Origin of the sequence: Chitinophaga sp. YR627, from assembly GCF_900114995.1 — a bacterium.
GTDB lineage: Bacteria > Bacteroidota > Bacteroidia > Chitinophagales > Chitinophagaceae > Chitinophaga.
In genome coordinates, this window is sequence record NZ_FOUX01000006.1 from 173,165 (window position 1) to 190,699 (window position 17,535).

13 protein-coding genes are annotated in these 17,535 nt (G+C 45.7%); 7 read left to right on the forward strand and 6 right to left on the reverse strand.

The genetic code is table 11. The annotated features are described in order from the left end of the window. Positions 1 to 706: 706 nt before the first annotated feature. From BMZ72_RS30040 to BMZ72_RS30050, 3 genes are all read right to left on the reverse strand, one after another. Positions 707 to 1,993, reverse strand: a complete 1,287-nt coding sequence (locus tag BMZ72_RS30040; protein ID WP_089814942.1) for a bifunctional folylpolyglutamate synthase/dihydrofolate synthase — start codon at positions 1,991 to 1,993, stop codon at positions 707 to 709. 86 nt (positions 1,994 to 2,079) lie between these two features. After that, positions 2,080 to 3,549: a DUF5723 family protein gene (locus tag BMZ72_RS30045; protein ID WP_089814130.1), complete on the reverse strand. Its 1,470-nt coding sequence runs from the start codon at positions 3,547 to 3,549 to the stop codon at positions 2,080 to 2,082. Positions 3,550 to 3,678: 129 nt separating this feature from the next. Next, entirely contained in the window at positions 3,679 to 4,563 is an 885-nt protein-coding gene (locus tag BMZ72_RS30050) for a hypothetical protein (protein ID WP_089814132.1), read from the reverse strand. A 328-nt stretch (positions 4,564 to 4,891) separates the two neighbouring features. On the opposite strand from BMZ72_RS30050, the gene BMZ72_RS30060 reads away from it, so the two are divergent. Further along, positions 4,892 to 6,031, forward strand: coding sequence for an MFS transporter (locus BMZ72_RS30060; RefSeq protein ID WP_410492803.1), 1,140 nt, complete (start codon positions 4,892 to 4,894; stop codon positions 6,029 to 6,031). A gap of 150 nt (positions 6,032 to 6,181) precedes the next feature. Here the strand turns inward: BMZ72_RS30060 and BMZ72_RS30065 are convergent, their stop codons facing one another. The 3 genes from BMZ72_RS30065 to BMZ72_RS30075 form a co-directional block, all read right to left on the reverse strand. Then, a complete protein-coding gene (locus BMZ72_RS30065) occupies positions 6,182 to 7,477 on the reverse strand; it encodes a radical SAM family protein (protein ID WP_089814138.1) in 1,296 nt (431 codons plus the stop codon). A gap of 48 nt (positions 7,478 to 7,525) precedes the next feature. Next, positions 7,526 to 8,128 carry a hypothetical protein gene (locus BMZ72_RS30070; RefSeq protein ID WP_089814140.1) on the reverse strand — a complete coding sequence of 201 codons (603 nt, stop codon included), beginning with the start codon at positions 8,126 to 8,128 and terminating at the stop codon, positions 7,526 to 7,528. A 114-nt stretch (positions 8,129 to 8,242) separates the two neighbouring features. Beyond that, positions 8,243 to 9,289 (reverse strand): agmatinase family protein, encoded by a 1,047-nt coding sequence (locus tag BMZ72_RS30075; protein ID WP_089814944.1) that lies wholly within the window; start codon positions 9,287 to 9,289, stop codon positions 8,243 to 8,245. Positions 9,290 to 9,608: 319 nt separating this feature from the next. Between BMZ72_RS30075 and BMZ72_RS30080 the strand changes: the two genes are divergently transcribed. The 6 genes from BMZ72_RS30080 to bshB1 all read left to right on the forward strand — a co-directional run bounded on the left by BMZ72_RS30080 (position 9,609) and on the right by bshB1 (position 17,115). After that, on the forward strand, positions 9,609 to 10,001 hold the full coding sequence (locus tag BMZ72_RS30080; RefSeq protein ID WP_089814142.1) for a cytochrome c maturation protein CcmE domain-containing protein: 393 nt from the start codon (positions 9,609 to 9,611) through the stop codon (positions 9,999 to 10,001). Positions 10,002 to 10,086: 85 nt separating this feature from the next. Continuing rightward, positions 10,087 to 12,597 (forward strand): cytochrome c biogenesis protein CcsA, encoded by a 2,511-nt coding sequence (gene ccsA, locus BMZ72_RS30085; protein ID WP_089814144.1) that lies wholly within the window; start codon positions 10,087 to 10,089, stop codon positions 12,595 to 12,597. A gap of 65 nt (positions 12,598 to 12,662) precedes the next feature. Further along, positions 12,663 to 13,667: an alpha/beta hydrolase gene (locus BMZ72_RS30090; RefSeq protein ID WP_089814146.1), complete on the forward strand. Its 1,005-nt coding sequence runs from the start codon at positions 12,663 to 12,665 to the stop codon at positions 13,665 to 13,667. 1,441 nt (positions 13,668 to 15,108) lie between these two features. Further along, positions 15,109 to 15,732, forward strand: coding sequence for a DUF4294 domain-containing protein (locus BMZ72_RS30095; RefSeq protein ID WP_089814148.1), 624 nt, complete (start codon positions 15,109 to 15,111; stop codon positions 15,730 to 15,732). Between the two features lie 95 nt (positions 15,733 to 15,827). Beyond that, entirely contained in the window at positions 15,828 to 16,343 is a 516-nt protein-coding gene (locus tag BMZ72_RS30100; protein WP_143087820.1) for a hypothetical protein, read from the forward strand. A 40-nt stretch (positions 16,344 to 16,383) separates the two neighbouring features. Continuing rightward, complete coding sequence (gene bshB1, locus BMZ72_RS30105; RefSeq protein ID WP_089814152.1) at positions 16,384 to 17,115, forward strand: bacillithiol biosynthesis deacetylase BshB1; 732 nt, start codon at positions 16,384 to 16,386, stop codon at positions 17,113 to 17,115. Positions 17,116 to 17,535 lie beyond the last annotated feature (420 nt).

Below are 17,535 nucleotides of genomic sequence, written 5' to 3' on the forward strand. Positions count from 1 at the left end.
CATTTTCAATCGTGGGGACAATGAAAGTCTATTAAACCCCTGTCAATCGTATAGGGCTCTGCAATGGGCTAAGGCCCGCAAGCTCTATCTGAAACCCTCCGCTGTTACTGCCGGACATGAGCTTTATGGCTTAAGGTGAAAATGAGTTGTTGAGAAGGCGGTCATGATGAATGTAAAATAAGAACGCTTGTATATCAGACATCATTTAATGGTGCTGACATACAAGCGTTCCTTTTTATGTATATAGTGCATTAATCTTTCCTGAGTGCAGGTTAGTATACTATTAATGTAATGAAGATAACGATAACGCTAATGGTAGCGATAAAGAAGCTCGTCAAGATACCTGCAAACAAAAAGACACTGTCAGAAAAGGATTGCACAGGAATGTCCGATTGAGCTCGCATATGCCAGACACAATTACTACCTGCAGCACATATGCCCACGGCTGGCTTTAAGAGCGGAGGGTTTCAGATAGAGCCTGCGGGCCTTAGCCCATTGCAGAGCCCTCCACGCCTTGCAGGGGTTTAATCATCCCCCTAACGTCCCCGCGCTTGACAACGCCCAATCGCCCGCCTCTGCGAGGGGCGTAGTCCGCAGGCCTATCTGAAACCGCAGCACCGCCGGATCACACACTATCCCAGGATGCAAAATAAAAAAGGACTGCATAACAACTATGCAGTCCTTTTAAAAACTATAAGCTGGTTAATTACATCACCTCGGCAACAATAAAGAAGCTACCACACACCAGCACAATATCATCTTTATGCGCCTGCTGCTTCGCCGCCAGAAACGCCTGTTGCACGCTTTCATACGCATGCCCCCTGAGGCCATGCTGATGCCCCAGCTCGGCCAGCTCCTGTTGATCCATCGCCCTTGGCAACTGCGCCTTACAAAAATAATACGTCGCCGCAGATGGAAACAACGGCATCACCTTATTCACTTCTTTATCCTTCACAAAGCCGGTAACAATATGCAAATGCCTGTATACCATATGCTGCAGCTGCTGCACAATTTCTGTGATCCCTGCTTCATTATGTCCTACATCAAAGATCGTCAGCGGATCATGTGCAACCGTCTCCCAACGCCCACGTAATCCGGTCAGTTTTTTAACATGCGCCAGTGCGGTGAAGACTGTCTGCTCCGGCAGTTCCCAACCCAATTTCTGCAGGATTTTCCATGCCGAAAGCACACCCATGATATTCTTCATCTGGTATTGACCGGTGAGGTCAGTCCGGATGGACTTCATATCGCCGCTATGCGTATGCTGGACGCCCAGTTTTAGTTGTCCCTGTGCAAACTCTGTCTCCTGGATCAGCCATTCCTGGTCTGCGAAGTGGATCGGAGCACCCAGGAAGGCGGCTTTATCGATAAAGACAGACGCAATTTCGGATTGCGTCTGGGCTATAACGACCGGCACATTTTCCTTGATGATGCCTGCCTTTTCCGATGCGATCTCTGGCAGGGTATTGCCAAGGATATGCATGTGGTCATAACTGATATTGGTAATGACGGATAGTTCGGGGATGATGATATTGGTGCTGTCCAATCTGCCGCCGAGACCTACTTCAATGATGGCGATATCAACCTGTTCCAGTGCAAAGTACTGGAAGGCCATGGCGACAGTCATTTCAAAGAAGGAAGGTTCGAGACTTTCGATAGCGGGCTGCATCTGTTCGACGAATTCCACAACAAATTCCTTTGAGACCATTTCTCCGTTAATACGGATCCGCTCACGGAAGTCAAGCAGGTGAGGGGAGGTATACAATCCTGTCTTGTAGCCCGCCTGCTGGAAGATAGCTGCCAGCATATGACTGGTAGAACCTTTTCCGTTAGTACCGGCAACATGTATGGATTTGAATTTATGCTGAGGATCGCCGAGCTGTTTACAAAGCTCGATGGTGTTGTGAAGGTCCTTTTTAAAGGCGCTGGCACCTACCCGGGTGAACATGGGTAGCTGCTGATAGAGGTAGTCAACCGTTTCCTGGTAGTTCATATACATTTGGTATGCCGGAACAAATACAAGATTTGTTCCGGACCCCAAATGTAAATTAACTCATATAAATATCGTTGGTAAAATTCTTAGAAGTTGGTGCCTGGGCAACCTACTTTACCTTCACCGCGTTTGATAGGAATGATACGCAGGGCGATGAAGCCGTCCAGACGGTTTTTATTCTTCTGGAAGAGGTTAGATAACATGGTGGTAGATCCGATCACCAATGGTCCGAGACGCAGACCAAGACCTGCATCGAACTGTCCGTTACGGTTGACGCTCAATGGCAGATAGCCACCGACATGACGGCCTTCATAGCGTGGCGTTGCCTGGAAGTAGGACATCACGTATGTTTTGCTCGGATCGAATTTGCCGGAATTTAAAGCGAGTCGGCCAGCTGCATTTATAAAGAAGCGACCATCTATATTATAGTCAGCCATCAGGTTCAGTGCGGCAGGCGTGTTCATACGGAACTTATCGTCTGTAGGCAGTTCTTTGAAATAAGTGCTGACACGACGGTAGTAAGCCTGTACACTTTCACCCCTGCGTTGTCTCAGATCGCTGGTATTGATATTTTCTGTACGAAGATCCAGGTCTTTGCTGGCAGGCGTCTTTTTATAGGTGATGCTACCAAGGTCGGTGATCGATACACCTAAACGGAGTCTGTAGTCGTCCGCTTCCGGATTCCATTGAGTGTCATCATAGCCGGTCAGACCGTCTATCACTTCACGCCATTCGTAGGTGATCCCCAGGTCCATCCCCAGCCCCATATTACCGAATAATTTATAATTGCTCAGGGTAGGACTTTCCCAGTTGGCGAGTCCGTCGCTGTAGGCCACTTTCAGCGTACCATCATTGATCTCACCATTGGTAGGAGAGTGCATCACAAAGGAAGCGCCTTCCACCTGTGCGTAACCTGCGGCTACACCAGAGAGGAGTTTTAAGGTAGCACCGGCTTTGAATACCGTATTACCATCATCTTTCAGTACACGGGCATAGGTAAAACCGAACTCATTCCACCAGTGGAAGCTGGCGTTTACCCATTCCATATCAAAACGCTGGTTGTTAAACCGGGGGTTCGGGAAGTCCAGTGCAAAGAAGTTGGCTACATCAGTCGTGGCGTTACCACCGTTGACCATTGAACGTACACGCCAGGTGAACGCAACAGAGCTGAGTTCATCGAGGGAATACAGTACAGAAGGCATCATCACGTCTATGTTTCCCCATGCAAACTGTCTGCCTGTACTGGCAGTATCCAGGAAGTAATCACGGTTCCTTTTCAGGTCTCTCAGTGAATCTGGTGGATGCAGGAGAATTGAGCGTGGGAAGCGGATATATGTGTTACCGGCAGCAGCATTGATACCGGCAATGTTAACGTCCCATTTGTAATGTGTACCTGCGGCCATCGCAGGGTTGTTGGGAACACCATGAATACCTGCGTAATGGCTATTGGAATAACCTCCTAAGGTAAACTGAGCCCGGGCCTCATATGACCCAAATAAAGAAATGGCAATGAATAACAGTCGTAGATGTCTTAACAGCTTTACACGAAATGGCATATGCAGTAATTAGTTGGCAGTTCGGTTTCCCCCCAATAACGCAAATATCTAGCCGTTTATTGGCGGGCACTACAAAAGAAAATGGGAAAAGATCAGCGATCTCTTCCCATGCAAATATATTTAAATATCTTATTGTACTTTAAAATAAAATCTAATAAGAGCGAACTGTACTTCCGGTGCGTCGTCGTTTACGTTGTATTTCAGCTGAGAGGCTGCTCTTTTTGCAATTTCAATCAGACGTGGGTTATTCAGTGTAGAACCTTTCAGGGAGTGCGAAGTTGCAATTACGTTACCCTGTCTGTCTACCTTGATATTAACCGCAATATAACCCGATTCGTCTCCGTCGTAGGTAAGTGAAGGCTTGCTCAGCAGGGTACGGCCATTGAGACGGAAGTCTGAACGTCCGCCGCCAAGACCACCACCGGTATAACCACCACCGTCCGGGTTACCATTGATCTGGCCACGGTCGCCGGGTTTACCTGTATTACCCTCGCCGGTAGAGTTGTTACTGCTCTGGGCATTATTTCCGCTGTTGCTGCTGCTGGAGCTGCCACCTGCGTATACTGCTTTCGGTTTTGGAGCAGGAGGTACCGGCGCTGGCGGATTATCTGAATTCTTTTTAGGAGGCGTTTTTGTTGGTTTTGGTTCCAGGTTTTTGGTTTCCCTGGGTTTCTCCACCGGTTTTTCCGGTTTGGTGATCTCCGGAGCCTCTTCGTCGTCCTGTGTGGCAATGTCTTCCTGGGTAGCATTGTCAGCCGAAGGCACAGGTTCGTTCTGAGGGGTTGATGCACTGGCCTCTCCACTGCTCGGCGGATTCGGGTTCAATGGTTGTTCATCTCCCATACCCTCATCTGAAGTACCGAGATTCACTTCCATCCCCAGATCCTGATCCGGTAAAGGAGGCGGTGCAGAGAAACCTGCCAGTAGCAGCACAACTAACACTAATGCGTGTACGGCAATGGTGGCGCCGGCTGCTTTTAAATTTTTGTCTGTATTGTCTTCTTTTTTCGGCATACCCAAAAGTAAGGATATTTTTTAAAGTGTATACAGCCTGTCCGGTCCGTCGTGTCTTTCTTATCCTGTATATTATAGCCCGTCCTGATAAACTCCTGAATCCCAATATTTCCGACTGCCAGGTCCTGAAATGGGAGCAGATAATTATTTAACTGTTTTTCATGTGCAATTATTATTGCCGGCATCAACTTTATTCACCTAATTTTGTACCATCTTTAGAGCTTCAGGGATGTCACCAATTTTTTCTTTGTACAGAAAGGCGTACGCCGGCCTATCACCTTCAACCTGGCTGTTGGCTGTAGTTTTGTTAATCAATCGCAGTGGCGCAATGGTAATACCTTTCATGACGGTATATCTGACGCATGAACTGCATTTTTCCATTGAACAAGCTGGTATTGTAATGGCCTGTTTCGGTACAGGCGCTATCTGCGGATCTTTTATCGGCGGACGTCTTTCCGACAGGATCGGCTTTTATCCGGTACAGTTCTGGAGCCTGCTGCTGCAGGGACTCATCTTCCTGGTACTCGGACAGATGCGCACCCTGCCACAGTTTTGTGTCTGCATCTTTATACTGAGTTGCGTGGGAGATGCTTTCAGACCCGCAAACGTTGCAGCTACGGCTTATTACAGTACTGCTATCAATCGTACGAGATCTTACTCGCTGAACAGACTGGCCTCTAACCTGGGGTGGTCCGTCGGACCGGCACTGGGCGGTATCCTGGCTGGTTATAGTTATCATCTCCTTTTCTGGGTAGACGGTTTAAGTTGTATCATCGCGATCATCATCATGCGGATACTGCTGCCACCGGTAAAAGTAGCACCTAAGCCGCCTAAACAGGAGGATTGTGTTACATCCGGCAATGCAGACAGTGTCTATAAGGATGGCGTTTACCTGGCTTTTATACTGCTGATCGTGGTATTTACGACAGGCTTCCTGCAATTATCCACCATGGTGCCTTTGTACCTGAAGTCTGTGGCCAATATGCAGGAAGCGCATATCGGTTTGCTGATGGGATTGAACGGTTTACTGGTCGCATTCTTTGAAATGGTACTGGTATATAAACTCGAAGGAAAGATGCATAGCCTGCAATTCATCACCCGTGGTGTGATCCTGGCAGGTATCGGTTACCTGAGCTTTAACTTGCTGCCACCGATAGCTGCCGCAGGCGTTGTGTTTATATTATTGTTCACAGCAGGAGAGATGCTGAGTATTCCTTTTATGAACTCGTTTTTTGTCATGAGAAGTAGTGATCATAACCGCGGACAATACGCAGGTCTCTACACCATGTCATTCTCCATCTCAAGCATCCTGGCGCCAACACTGGGCTCTTTTATGGTGGGCCACTACGGCTTTTCTTCCTGGTGGTATTGTACGACGGCACTATGTACTTTGACCGGAATAGGATTCTATATCCTGTATAAAAAAACAGCCGGTAATAAAGAGGTAGAGATACTGGCCAGGAACTAATCCAATATCTACTGAACCATATATAAAAAGAGAGAAGGCGTCCACCATACAGCGGACGCCTTCTCTCTTTATATTAATTAAGGTCTATTCAGATAATCTAAACACACTAAACCTTCAATTCTTAATTGTTAATTCCTAATTCTTAATTGACTAATAGTGTGCGAAGTCTTTCTCGTAATCCCCTTTGATCCTTTCAATCGGTGGATTGAAATAACCATATTTCAGGTGAGGGAATTCCTCCTGGATCAACTCCTGCAGCTGTTTGATACCAAGGCAGTCACCTACTTCGGTAATACCCAGACGACCCAGGTACCAGTCAGGATCAATATTGAAGTTTCTCCACTGGATCATCTGCAGATCGGTGTCTCTGATCAGTTTACGCAACGCTTCATATTCATCCACACTGTCAGTCATACCAGGGAAAGTGAAATAGTTGATGGAGGTCCATCCGCCAAATTCACGCACCACTTTCAGACTCTCAATGATGTCTTCAAATTTGTAGTTATTGGGGCGGTAATACGGTGTATAGAATTTCTCCTGTACAGAGTTGGTACTTACACGGATGCTGTTCAGACCTGCCTTACACAGTTCACGTACTGCATCTGGTTTACTACCATTGGTATTGATATTGATGCTTCCTTTCGGCGTATGTTTACGGATCTCAATAATGGATTCGCGGATGGTTTCCCACATCAGCAGTGGTTCACCTTCGCAACCCTGTCCGTAACTCACGATCGGGAACGGCGCTGTTTCCAGGTGAGGTACTGTATACTCCACGATCTCTTCTGCTGTTGGTTTAAAACGCAGACGGTCCTGTGTAGATACGATCGTTTCTTCTTCCGGCTGGAAAGAGATACAACCAATACAGTTAGCGTTACACGCAGGAGAAGAAGGGATCGGACACTCCCAGCGACCCATGAAATAGTTACGGGCAGCAGGGCAATGGTATGTCAGCGCACAGTTATCAGCCAGGTGCTGTACGAGGCGGTTGTGCGGATAAGCGCTCAGTAATTGCTGTACGCCCTGTTTTACCTTTTTATCATCAAAACCGGCACATTCCTGACGGATGTCCTGTTCGATACGGGTAGCAGGTACATAAAACTTACCATCCAGCCAACCTACTGCGGTATAGCAGAAAAGGGGCAGGGTAGGTGCATCCGGCATGGTTTCGTATGCCGCCAGGTAATAACCGGTATGTGCAGGCGGAATAAAGGCAGCAACTGCCCATCCCTTATCACAGATACCCATTTCACCTGTTTTTGCATCCAGACCGATACCACGGCGTCCTGGCAGTTCATAAAGAGAACCACCTTCTGGTAATTCTATCCATTCTTCCGGATCGATCGGCCAGGCGTCCCAGCCACTACGACCGGTAGTCAGCATGGAGGTGTCTTCGAAAATATTGCCTTTACCGTCAGAGTAAAGGATGTATGGAGACTGTTTCAAATGTTCAGATAGTTTCTTGTTGAATTTGTAATATTGTCCGGTGCGTCATCAGAGCCTGCTTTTAAAAAAAGCGTTCATTTCTTCCGCGGTCGCTGCACCCGTTTCGTCAAGCACTTCCAGTTGTAATACCTTGTTGTTTTTGAAGTCTATCGTGAGCAGGTCATTCCGCAAAATTACGTTATTCAGTTGGTTCCAGCCAATCACCTTGTCTGAAAAGGTACCCGGCAGGCTCAGACCCATCATGTCAATCTTAATATAGCAAGGCTGGAAGAGCTTATACTCCGCCCATCCGATATAAGCGGAAGCAACACCTGTCAGGAACAGGAGGATACCGATGAGTGGCTGCATATGGCTGAGGAAGAACAGACAACCGGTCAGACTCACAAATGCCTGGATCAGGCGGGCCAGACTATTGGCAGACTGTATATTACGGAAGCGTTTCATGAAAAACGGAAACGCCAGACTTCCAACACCCAGCAGAATAAAAAAGATAGCCATTGCCCAGTTTGGCGACGCATTGTTGTATGCACCAATTCCGTTCATTAAAAAGAGAATGCCGGCCAGGCCATGCATTACAGGTTGCATGCGAAGGCGTGTTTCTGCATTCGGTTGGAGAATCCTGATCCTGTATTTAGTCATATTGTCGCTCATCAACAGTCGTTTTTATATAAATCCTATCAGGGCATCTGTTAACGAGGTCCGTATATAATATTATATATGTCCCTCGTGCCCACCGCCCGGTTCTTAATCCTTAATTTTTAATTCTTATTCCTGGTTTGACAGGATCAGCAGGTTACACAGTTTGAACAGTACTCTTGCGCCTACATTCGCATCCCATTCATCATGAGAAGTACTTACCTCATTCAGGTCAAAGCCGATCAGTTTACGGCCGCTGCTGATGATCTTGCGGAAGAGGTAATAAAGCTGTTCTGTTTCAAAGCCGCCAGGTACAGGGGTACCCGTCCGCGGACAAAGTTTTGGATCCAGACCGTCGATATCAAAACTTATATATACCTGTTGCGGGAGTGTAGCAACGATATCGTCACAGATCATCTTCCAGGTATCACCCTCGTATTGACGGGTTTTGATGTCCTTGTCGAAGAAGGTCACCACTTTACCGTTACTATTATTAATATATTCTACTTCCTCTTCGCAGTAGTCGCGGATACCGATCTGTACCAGTTTCGTCAGCTGAGGAACTTCTTTGATCGCATTGTACATGATAGAAGCGTGGGAATACTGAAAACCTTCGTAACCATTACGGAGGTCACAGTGCGCGTCTATCTGAAGAATACCAAAATCGCCTTTTTTCTCACCGATGGCTTTGAAGAAGCCCAGGGGCGTGCTGTGATCACCGCCAACGAGCGCTACCAGTTTGCCGCTGTTCAGCAGATCTTTGGTCTGACGGTATACCCAGTCATTCATCGCAACCGTACCGGTATTGACATCAACCAGGGTCTTTTTAAGAAATTCATTATCACAGACATCTCCACCTTCTGTCAGGAATTTGAGGTAGAGTTCAGCTTCCTTGCGGAGATAATCGCTACGCAGGAGCAGCTGTTTGTCGATTTCACGCATGAAAAACCCGTTTTTCCATCCGTCTTTTACATCTGTATCATACAGGTCCACCTGGAGTGAGGCTTTGAAGATCTGTTCAGGACCTCTGGCCGTACCGTGCGTATAAGAAACCGTCACTTCCCAGGGTACAGGTAATAGTACCAGTTTTGCATCCTCTTCAGTTGTAGGCAGGCCAAAGATGTTGTTGGACAACAGGCTTACCGAATTGGGATCAAATTGAGATAAATCCGCCATGATAATGTAATTTGATAAAAAGAGGCCACCTACAGGCGGTCCCGGGAAAAAACCGTTCATACAAAACGATTTTTCCGGCGCAAAGATAGTAATTTATGATGCTTTGACCATAAGAGCCTCACCACAGTTGGGGCTGCATCCGTTTTCCATAATTTATATGATAAAGATCATGTGTTCTTTTATGTAAAAAAAGACACTTGAAGTTCATTTTGGCGTAATTTTGCCAATGACAAAGACTGTATATCGACGTAAAATGATGTGTACGGCTTTTCACTTTTAATTTAGGAAGCATTAAGGAAGAATCTGAATTATTTGCGATATGAAGAAATTTAATATTGTCCTGCTGGTACTCATTGCTGTAGCTATTGGCGTAATCGTAACAGTAGCAGGCGATTTCAGTACTTATGAGACATTTGCGACAGCCCGGCAGAAAGAAGGAAAGGAATTTCAGGTGATCGGTAAACTCGATACAACAAAGACACTGGAATATGATCCAATAAAAGATGCCAACCTGCTTCGTTTTTATGTAGTTGATAAAACAGGGGAGATCCAGCCTGTTGTTTTCTATGGTACCAAGCCAACCGACTTCGAAAAAGCGGAAAGCGTGGTGCTGACCGGAAAAATGTCTAATGGAGAGTTCAAATGCAGCAAGATACTGATGAAGTGTCCTTCGAAATATAAGAACGATCAGGTGGCGATTGGAAAAGCGTAATTAGTAAGGGCCATCTTCCACATATAACTATTATTCAATCTTCGTCCGCAGACGACCGTCTGCGGTCTTTTAATAATATCAGGTCTTGGATACAAAATACATAGGGGAACATCTGTTGCCCGGACAGATAGGGCATTTTTCGGCAGTTTTGGCGTTTGTCGCTGCTATACTCGCGAGTATCAGTTACTTCATGGCGGTACAGTCCAAAGATGATCTGTTAAAGAATTCCTGGAAAAAACTGGCCCGCTGGGCTTTCATTATACAGGCCCTCGCTGTTTTTACCACTTTCGGCAGCCTGTACTATGCTTTATACAATCACTACTTCGAATACAAATACGTTTGGAGGAACTCCTCCCGCGATCTGCCGGTAAGTTACCTGCTCTCCAGCTTCTGGGCTGATCAGGAAGGTAGTTTCCTGTTATGGTCCATCTGGCATAGTGTACTGGGACTGATCCTGATACGTTTCGGTAAGAAATGGGAGGCGCCGGTAATGGCGACCCTGTCTTTTGCACAGATCTTCCTGGGTAGTATGTTGATCGGTATCTATATATTGGATTACCGTGTTGGTAGCAATCCTTTCCTGCTGCTCCGTCTGGCAGAAGAGAACCAGGGACTGCCATGGGTGGCTAATGCCAATTATCTCGATTTCATCAAAGATGGTAATGGTCTGAACCTTTCCCTGCAAAACTACTGGATGGTGATCCACCCGCCGGTACTGTTCCTGGGATTCGCGTCTACCATCATTCCTTTTGCGTATGCGTTCGCTGGTCTCTGGACCCGTGAATATAAAGAATGGATCAAACCAGCCCTGCCATGGTCACTCTTCTCTGCCATGATTCTGGGTACAGGTATCATGATGGGGGCTGCCTGGGCATATGAATCACTGACTTTTGGTGGTTACTGGGCATGGGATCCGGTAGAAAATGCTTCCCTGGTGCCATGGCTGACCCTGGTGGCAGGTGTACATACCCTGCTGGCCTTTAAGTTTTCCGGTCACGCCCTGAAGCCAACCTTTTTCTTCTTCTTTATCACTTTTGTACTGATCCTATATTCTACCTTCCTGACCCGTAGTGGTGTATTGGGTGATACTTCCGTACACTCATTTACTGACCTCGGTATGAGTGGCCAGCTGCTGGTCTATATGGCGGTATTCGTTATACCGGCATTTACACTTCTGATCATGAGAAGGAAGGAAATACCTGATGTACCGAAAGAAGCAAGCACTTATTCCCGTGAGTTCTGGCTGTTCGTTGGCGCGCTGATCCTGATGATCGCAGCCATTCAGATCACCTTTACGACTTCTATTCCGGTATGGAATAAGATCATCAACGGACTGGGTCTTAAGAAACTGTTCGGTATGGAGCAGGATATTGCACCTCCTTCTGATGGCGTATTCCACTATAATAAGATCCAGATCTTCGTTGCGATCGTGTTGGGTATTCTGACAGCGATTGTACAGTATCTGAAATATAAGGACACACCAAAAGGTCATTTCATTAAAAAGATCGGTATTCCTACTGTGATCAGTCTGGTGATCACCGGTCTGATCGGCATCTTCGGTAATATCACCTATGATGCTTATGGTGGCGGCTTCCTGGGTGCCATCTATGTAATGCTCTTCACCAGTGTATATGCCATCGTAGCAAATGCGATGTTCATCATAGTGGGCCAGAAAGGTAAACTGCGCGTAGCGGGCGGTTCCGTTGCACACGTTGGTTTCGGTATGGTTCTGTTGGGTATCCTGATCTCTTCTTCCAAGAAAGAGGTGATCTCTATCGACAGGATGAAAATGCTGGATGGCGGGTTCTTCGGAAAGGAAAGCAAGGAAAATCCAAGAGAAAACCTGATGCTGCCAAAGAACTTCCCAGTGCAGATGGGTGACTATCACGTTACTTATGCCGGTGACTCCCTGGCAGAAGGTGATGCGAAGACTTACTACCTGGTGCGTTACGAGCGTCGTGACCCATCAAATGGTAATATCGTTGAGAAATTTACCCTGCATCCGGATGCCTTTTTGAGCAACAAGGGACAGCAGCAGCTAACACCTAACCCGGATTCAAAACATTATTTTACAAAAGATATCTTTACTTATATCACGGCCGTACCTATCAAGGACAATTCCAGCGATACGGCCCAGTATAATAACCATGACATTGCACCGGGTGATTCCGTGTTCTTTGCGAATGGTTACATTATACTGGAAGGTATTCAGCCTCAGCCACAGAACCGCAATTATACGCCGCAGCCCAATGACCTGGCAGTAGGGGCGCAATTGAGAGTGGTGACCAAGAATAACGAGCAGTACAACCTGATGCCGGTGTATAGTCTGCGTGACAGCAGTTACGAAGTGATCGTACCGGATACCGTTGCGCCACTGTCCCTGTATGTTAAATTCAGCAAAGTATTGCCGAAAGAGAAAAAGATACAGATACAAGTAAAGGAATCTGATACGTTTAAGGATTATATTGTGATGAAAGCATTTATATTCCCATACATCAATGTATTGTGGTTAGGTATCCTGGTGATGGTTGTTGGGTTTGTAATGAGTATTGTGCAAAGAGTGAAGATGAACAAGTCAAAATCGATTCAGTCATAACGCTTTTATTCCCGGGGACAGGCGCCAGCTAGTCCTGTCTCCGGGAATAAAACAATACACTTCCCATGAAAAGCAGCTGGCTGCGAATATCCCTGATTGTAATAACGGTCTTCGTAATTATATATTACCTTGGTCCACGACCGGTTACCCCACGGTATGATCCTTTATTACCTACCGTCCCACAACAGCCTTCGGCACTGGACCAATATGTTGCCACAAAAGAAGGTTTTCACAAGATAAAGCCCGATAACGAAGCCCGGATCATCTGGTATGATTCCCTGCACCGCAAAACGCCTTTCAGCGTAGTGTACCTGCATGGTTTTTCTGCCAGTCAGGAGGAAGGTAATCCCGTGCACCGTGATTTCGCGAAGCGATACGGTTGCAACCTGTACCTTTCCCGCCTGGATGGTCACGGACTGGATACTTCGGAGCCTTTGCTGACGATGACTGCCGGTGGACTATGGCGGGACGCTAAAGAGGCACTGAGCATCGGTAAAGCGCTGGGAGAGAAAGTGATCCTGGTAACCTGTTCGACCGGAAGTACCCTCGGACTAAAACTGGCCGCTACCTTCCCCAATGATATTTATGCTATTATCAATATGTCGCCCAATGTTGCGATCAATGATGATATGGCCTTTCTCGCGAATAATCCCTGGGGATTACAACTGGCGCGTCTGGTTTGTCATGGTGATTACAGACAGGCGCCTCCCGAAAAGCCGGAGCTTGGTAAGTACTGGTATAATAAATACCGGTTAGAGGCGGTGGTCGAACTGGAGAGTCTGTTGGAAACAACGATGGAGCCAGGTGTATTTCATAGCGTTAAACAGCCGGCATTGAACGTTTACTACTTCCGGGATAAGGCGCATCAGGATCCGACCGTAAAGATCTCTGCGATCCTCGCTATGCACAAAGCCCTGGGCACCCCTGCAGATATGAAGGAGGCGGTTGCCATTCCGGATGCCGACGCACATGTGATAGGTTGTTATCTGACCTCTAAGGATGTACCGGCGGTAGAAAAGGCGATCGATTCATTCGCAGAAAAAAAGCTGGGTCTGATACCCGTGAAATAGAAAGTTGAGGGATAAAGTATTATATTGCTAAATAACATTTCAGCCACTTCTACCATACATTTCCTAATTGACCAGGTTGAAATTACACAGCTATCCAATATTGAATTAAAGACCAGGGAAGAATGTCTGCTATTGCTAAAGGCCATAGCAGGCTTTTTTGTTTTAGGAAGTTTGCATCTCTTTTTTGAGGTGTCCTTTATAAGTAATTGTTTTTCAGTTAAATGGACTTGTTTGACAAGGTCATTGAAATGTGGCAACCGGTATTATAGCAGGCGATCTGCATTAAATGACCTACATTTCTTTTTTGAATTATTCCTCATAAGCATCTGTTTATCAGTTAAATAAAGTCGTTTGATATAGTCATTTAAATACAAAAATCATTGTTTTCAGGACGATATAAGGACGGTACACCATATCAGGTAATTTTAAATATTGAAGCTGACAGGATTATAAAGTTGATTATCAGCGCTTAATGATCTATGCTAAACGCCCATTTTCATAAACTCGACCTACGTCAATTCCTTCGGGACTGAACCATTAAAAAGGGCAGGATAATTGTATAAATAATAAATATAGGGTCATCAATTTACCTTCCCTGAAAGACTTAAAATTCTACTTTAAGTAGAACAGAAAAATAGGCGTGTTTTGAGCTTTAACATACCTCCGGCTATGATTTTACCAATCTTCAATCGCTTAGGTTATCATAAATAGATAAAAAATACATTTAACTGATTATCATTATTATATGAGCTTTATCTAAAGCTATGATATAACTAAAACCTCCTTTTTTATCTTAGTTTTACGCTTCCAACTCAGCAATTTGTCCTGTTTGTCTTAACTATCTCTTTCTACTAGATATAATCACTTTCCTGGTGCTGAGATCAGCAGCCCTGACGTTATTTCCAACCCACTTTTTTGGACCCCGCCGGGCTTTTGATTATATGATGTTCAGTTATTTTTTCAGAATATCACTTGTGAAGTTTTTTTCATACTAAGACACCTGTAAAGCGTTCGCTGAAATAATCTCTAATCTGTAAAGCTAATCCTGCATTCAATAAGTCAACTGTAAGGTTTTCTGTACTGAAAAATTGCCGTAAAGCTTCATTTAGGATTTAAAACTGTACTTGTAAACTTCAAACAGGATTATCTAACAATAGTGTAAACCTATATTAGGACTAGATCAGATTTTGCTTGAACCCGTTTCAATCAGTAAGATGTTTCATAGATAATTCGTAGATAACCCGTAGATAACCCATAGATAACCCGTATCTATAAGAATGGGTTGTATACGGGTTATCTACGGGATATCTATGGGTTATCTACAGGAAATCTCACTGATCCAGCCCTTATTTAAACGGCTTGTTATTGTTTTTCTGGCCCTTACCAGCTATCGTTTTTTTAGCATATCTTTAGTATAATTTTAAGATCATATTAGGAGTTTATGCGTCGTCTCACCGCTTTTATCATCCTGTTTGCCTGCATCTTATGCCTTGCCGGTCGCAATAGGGGTTATGCCCAGTCGCGTCATGGAGCAGACAGTATTGCAGTGAGCGCCATCATAGTCGGTTCAGACACAATTCCTTCCATCACTTTACACATTTTTGAGGTGGTTGACAAACTGCCTAAAAAGTTCCGCAAGCAGCGGGAAGCATGGACGCGTTTGCGAAATGCGGTGTATGTGACTTACCCTTATGCGAAATCCGCCGCCAGAATATTAAAAGACGTTAATTCTCACCTGGCTACCCTGCACGACAAAAAAGACCGGAAAAAGTATCTTTCAGAAATCGAGAAGAAGATGAAGGATCAGTTTGGCGACAAGCTGGAGAACCTGTCGGTATACCAGGGAAAGGTGCTGATGAAACTCATCAACCGGGAAACCGGACAGAACTGTTATGAGATCATCAAGGAGCTAAAAGGTGGTTTCTCTGCCCGTATGTGGCAAACGGTGGCGTTCTTCTTTGGTGGTAACCTGAAGAGCGATTATGACGCCCAGGAGGACAAGGATATCGAAGTCATTGTCCAGGAAATAGAAATGTACCGGGGCTCAAGGGCATATAATTACTAGCTGGCCTTTATCATTCTGAATGACCTTTTCTCATTTTAACAATCCCTTCTACCCAAGCTGACCCCTGTTCTGGCAAATCTGCCGTAAATTCACAGATGCATTTAAGAATTTTCATGATAGCATGCCTGCTGATATGTGGGACTGCCGCTATGTCACAAGACCTGAGTTCGATACCTGGCGTTCCGCAGAATGCCCTGATCTTCATTGATAGTGTGGAAAGTAAGAATGGAATGGAAGGACTGGATCCTACCAAGATCGCCCTGATCGATATCGTGAAGGGGTCGAAACTGAAGGAAAAGTACGGTCCGAGGGGTGAAGATGGTGTGATCTTTATTGAAACAGTACCTTTCGCCCGCAAGAGATATACGCGCATGTTTGGGGAGCTATCTGCTGATTATCAGCAGCAATTGAAGAAAGAGGGAAGCGACAGCGCGTTTTTGTATATGCTGGATGGAGCGCCGATTGAAAGTAATGAAGCACAGATGCTGGCTGCATTGGAAAGAAAGAACATTGAAAGCATAAAAGTCATACCCGCTGCAAAATTGGCAGATGTGCCTGGTGATCATACCGGCAAGAAGTACGGAATACTGATCACCAGTAAGACCAACTAAGCGTTATCTTTGCACTCCACCAAAAGAAAGGATATTTTCGATGAAATTAGACATACTGGCTATCGCTGCACATCCTGATGACGTGGAGCTGGCCTGTGCAGGTACCCTGATGGTACATGCCGCGCAGGGGATGAAGGTTGGCGTACTGGACCTGACAAGAGGAGAACTCGGTACCCGTGGTACTCCGGAAATAAGAGCGGCGGAGGCGGCGGATGCTGCAGTAGTGATGGGATTATCGGTAAGAGATAACCTTGGACTGGCAGACGGCTTCTTCCGGAATGACACTGAAGAACAGATGAAGCTGATCGCGGCGATCCGCAAATACCAGCCGGACATTGTGCTGGCGAACGCATTTGAGGACCGTCACCCGGATCATGGAAGAGCGGCCCGTCTGATAGCAGACAGCTGTTTTCTGGCAGGTCTGAGACGAATTGAGACGTTTGAGAATGGTGAGCCGCAGGCAGCCTGGAGACCTAAACAGGTATTTCATTTCCTGCAGGACCGTTTTGAGGAGCCAGACTTTGTGATAGACGTTTCTACTGTAATAGAGCGCAAGAAAGAGGCGATCAGGGCGTATAAGACCCAGTTCCTGGCAGCAGCAGCTGATAGTGAACCCAAGACCTACATTTCTTCTTCTGCGTTCTTTGATGGCGTTATAGCGAGAGATGCTACATTTGGTAAGATGGTTGGGGTACCTTATGCGGAGGGATTCAAGACAGTTAAAATGTTGGGAGTCAATAGCTTTAAGGATCTGATTAATAATGTAACGTGATGGTGTGGATGTTTAACAACATCATTTGCAACTGATTGTGGAGTAAAACGATCTTCATATTATAAAAAAGGCTTTCGCATTGCGGAGGCCTTTTTGTATTCGTACTATTTTCGATGATTCGCAGCTGTAAACGGCGATATTTCGCAGATCCGCCGGAATGCTTATGAAATGGCGTAAAACCCCTGAAATGCGAAAAGGAACTACCAATTAACCATAATTAGTAATTCCTTCATTGGAATGAGTTCGTCCTTTAATAAAAGGAGAGCTTATATGCGTTTCGCTATGCGGGTCATTTCCCCGCTGATAGCTACTAATGGGACATTAGTGAATTGGCAAAGGAAAAGTATTGATAATCAATCGTAAAGCAGCTATCTATAAGTGCATTTACCATTGACTGACCAGCATAACAGTGCCTGCTCT

Coding starts and splice junctions, on each gene's coding strand:
- BMZ72_RS30060 (WP_410492803.1), top strand. CDS start 4,892: ATGGTAATACCTTTCATGACGGTATATCTGACGCATGAACTGCATTTT.
- BMZ72_RS30040 (WP_089814942.1), bottom strand. CDS start 1,993: ATGAACTACCAGGAAACGGTTGACTACCTCTATCAGCAGCTACCCATG.
- BMZ72_RS30050 (WP_089814132.1), bottom strand. CDS start 4,563: ATGCCGAAAAAAGAAGACAATACAGACAAAAATTTAAAAGCAGCCGGC.
- BMZ72_RS30095 (WP_089814148.1), top strand. CDS start 15,109: ATGCGTCGTCTCACCGCTTTTATCATCCTGTTTGCCTGCATCTTATGC.
- BMZ72_RS30080 (WP_089814142.1), top strand. CDS start 9,609: ATGAAGAAATTTAATATTGTCCTGCTGGTACTCATTGCTGTAGCTATT.
- BMZ72_RS30090 (WP_089814146.1), top strand. CDS start 12,663: ATGAAAAGCAGCTGGCTGCGAATATCCCTGATTGTAATAACGGTCTTC.
- BMZ72_RS30100 (WP_143087820.1), top strand. CDS start 15,828: ATGCATTTAAGAATTTTCATGATAGCATGCCTGCTGATATGTGGGACT.
- BMZ72_RS30075 (WP_089814944.1), bottom strand. CDS start 9,289: ATGGCGGATTTATCTCAATTTGATCCCAATTCGGTAAGCCTGTTGTCC.
- bshB1 (WP_089814152.1), top strand. CDS start 16,384: ATGAAATTAGACATACTGGCTATCGCTGCACATCCTGATGACGTGGAG.
- BMZ72_RS30070 (WP_089814140.1), bottom strand. CDS start 8,128: ATGAGCGACAATATGACTAAATACAGGATCAGGATTCTCCAACCGAAT.
- BMZ72_RS30045 (WP_089814130.1), bottom strand. CDS start 3,549: ATGCCATTTCGTGTAAAGCTGTTAAGACATCTACGACTGTTATTCATT.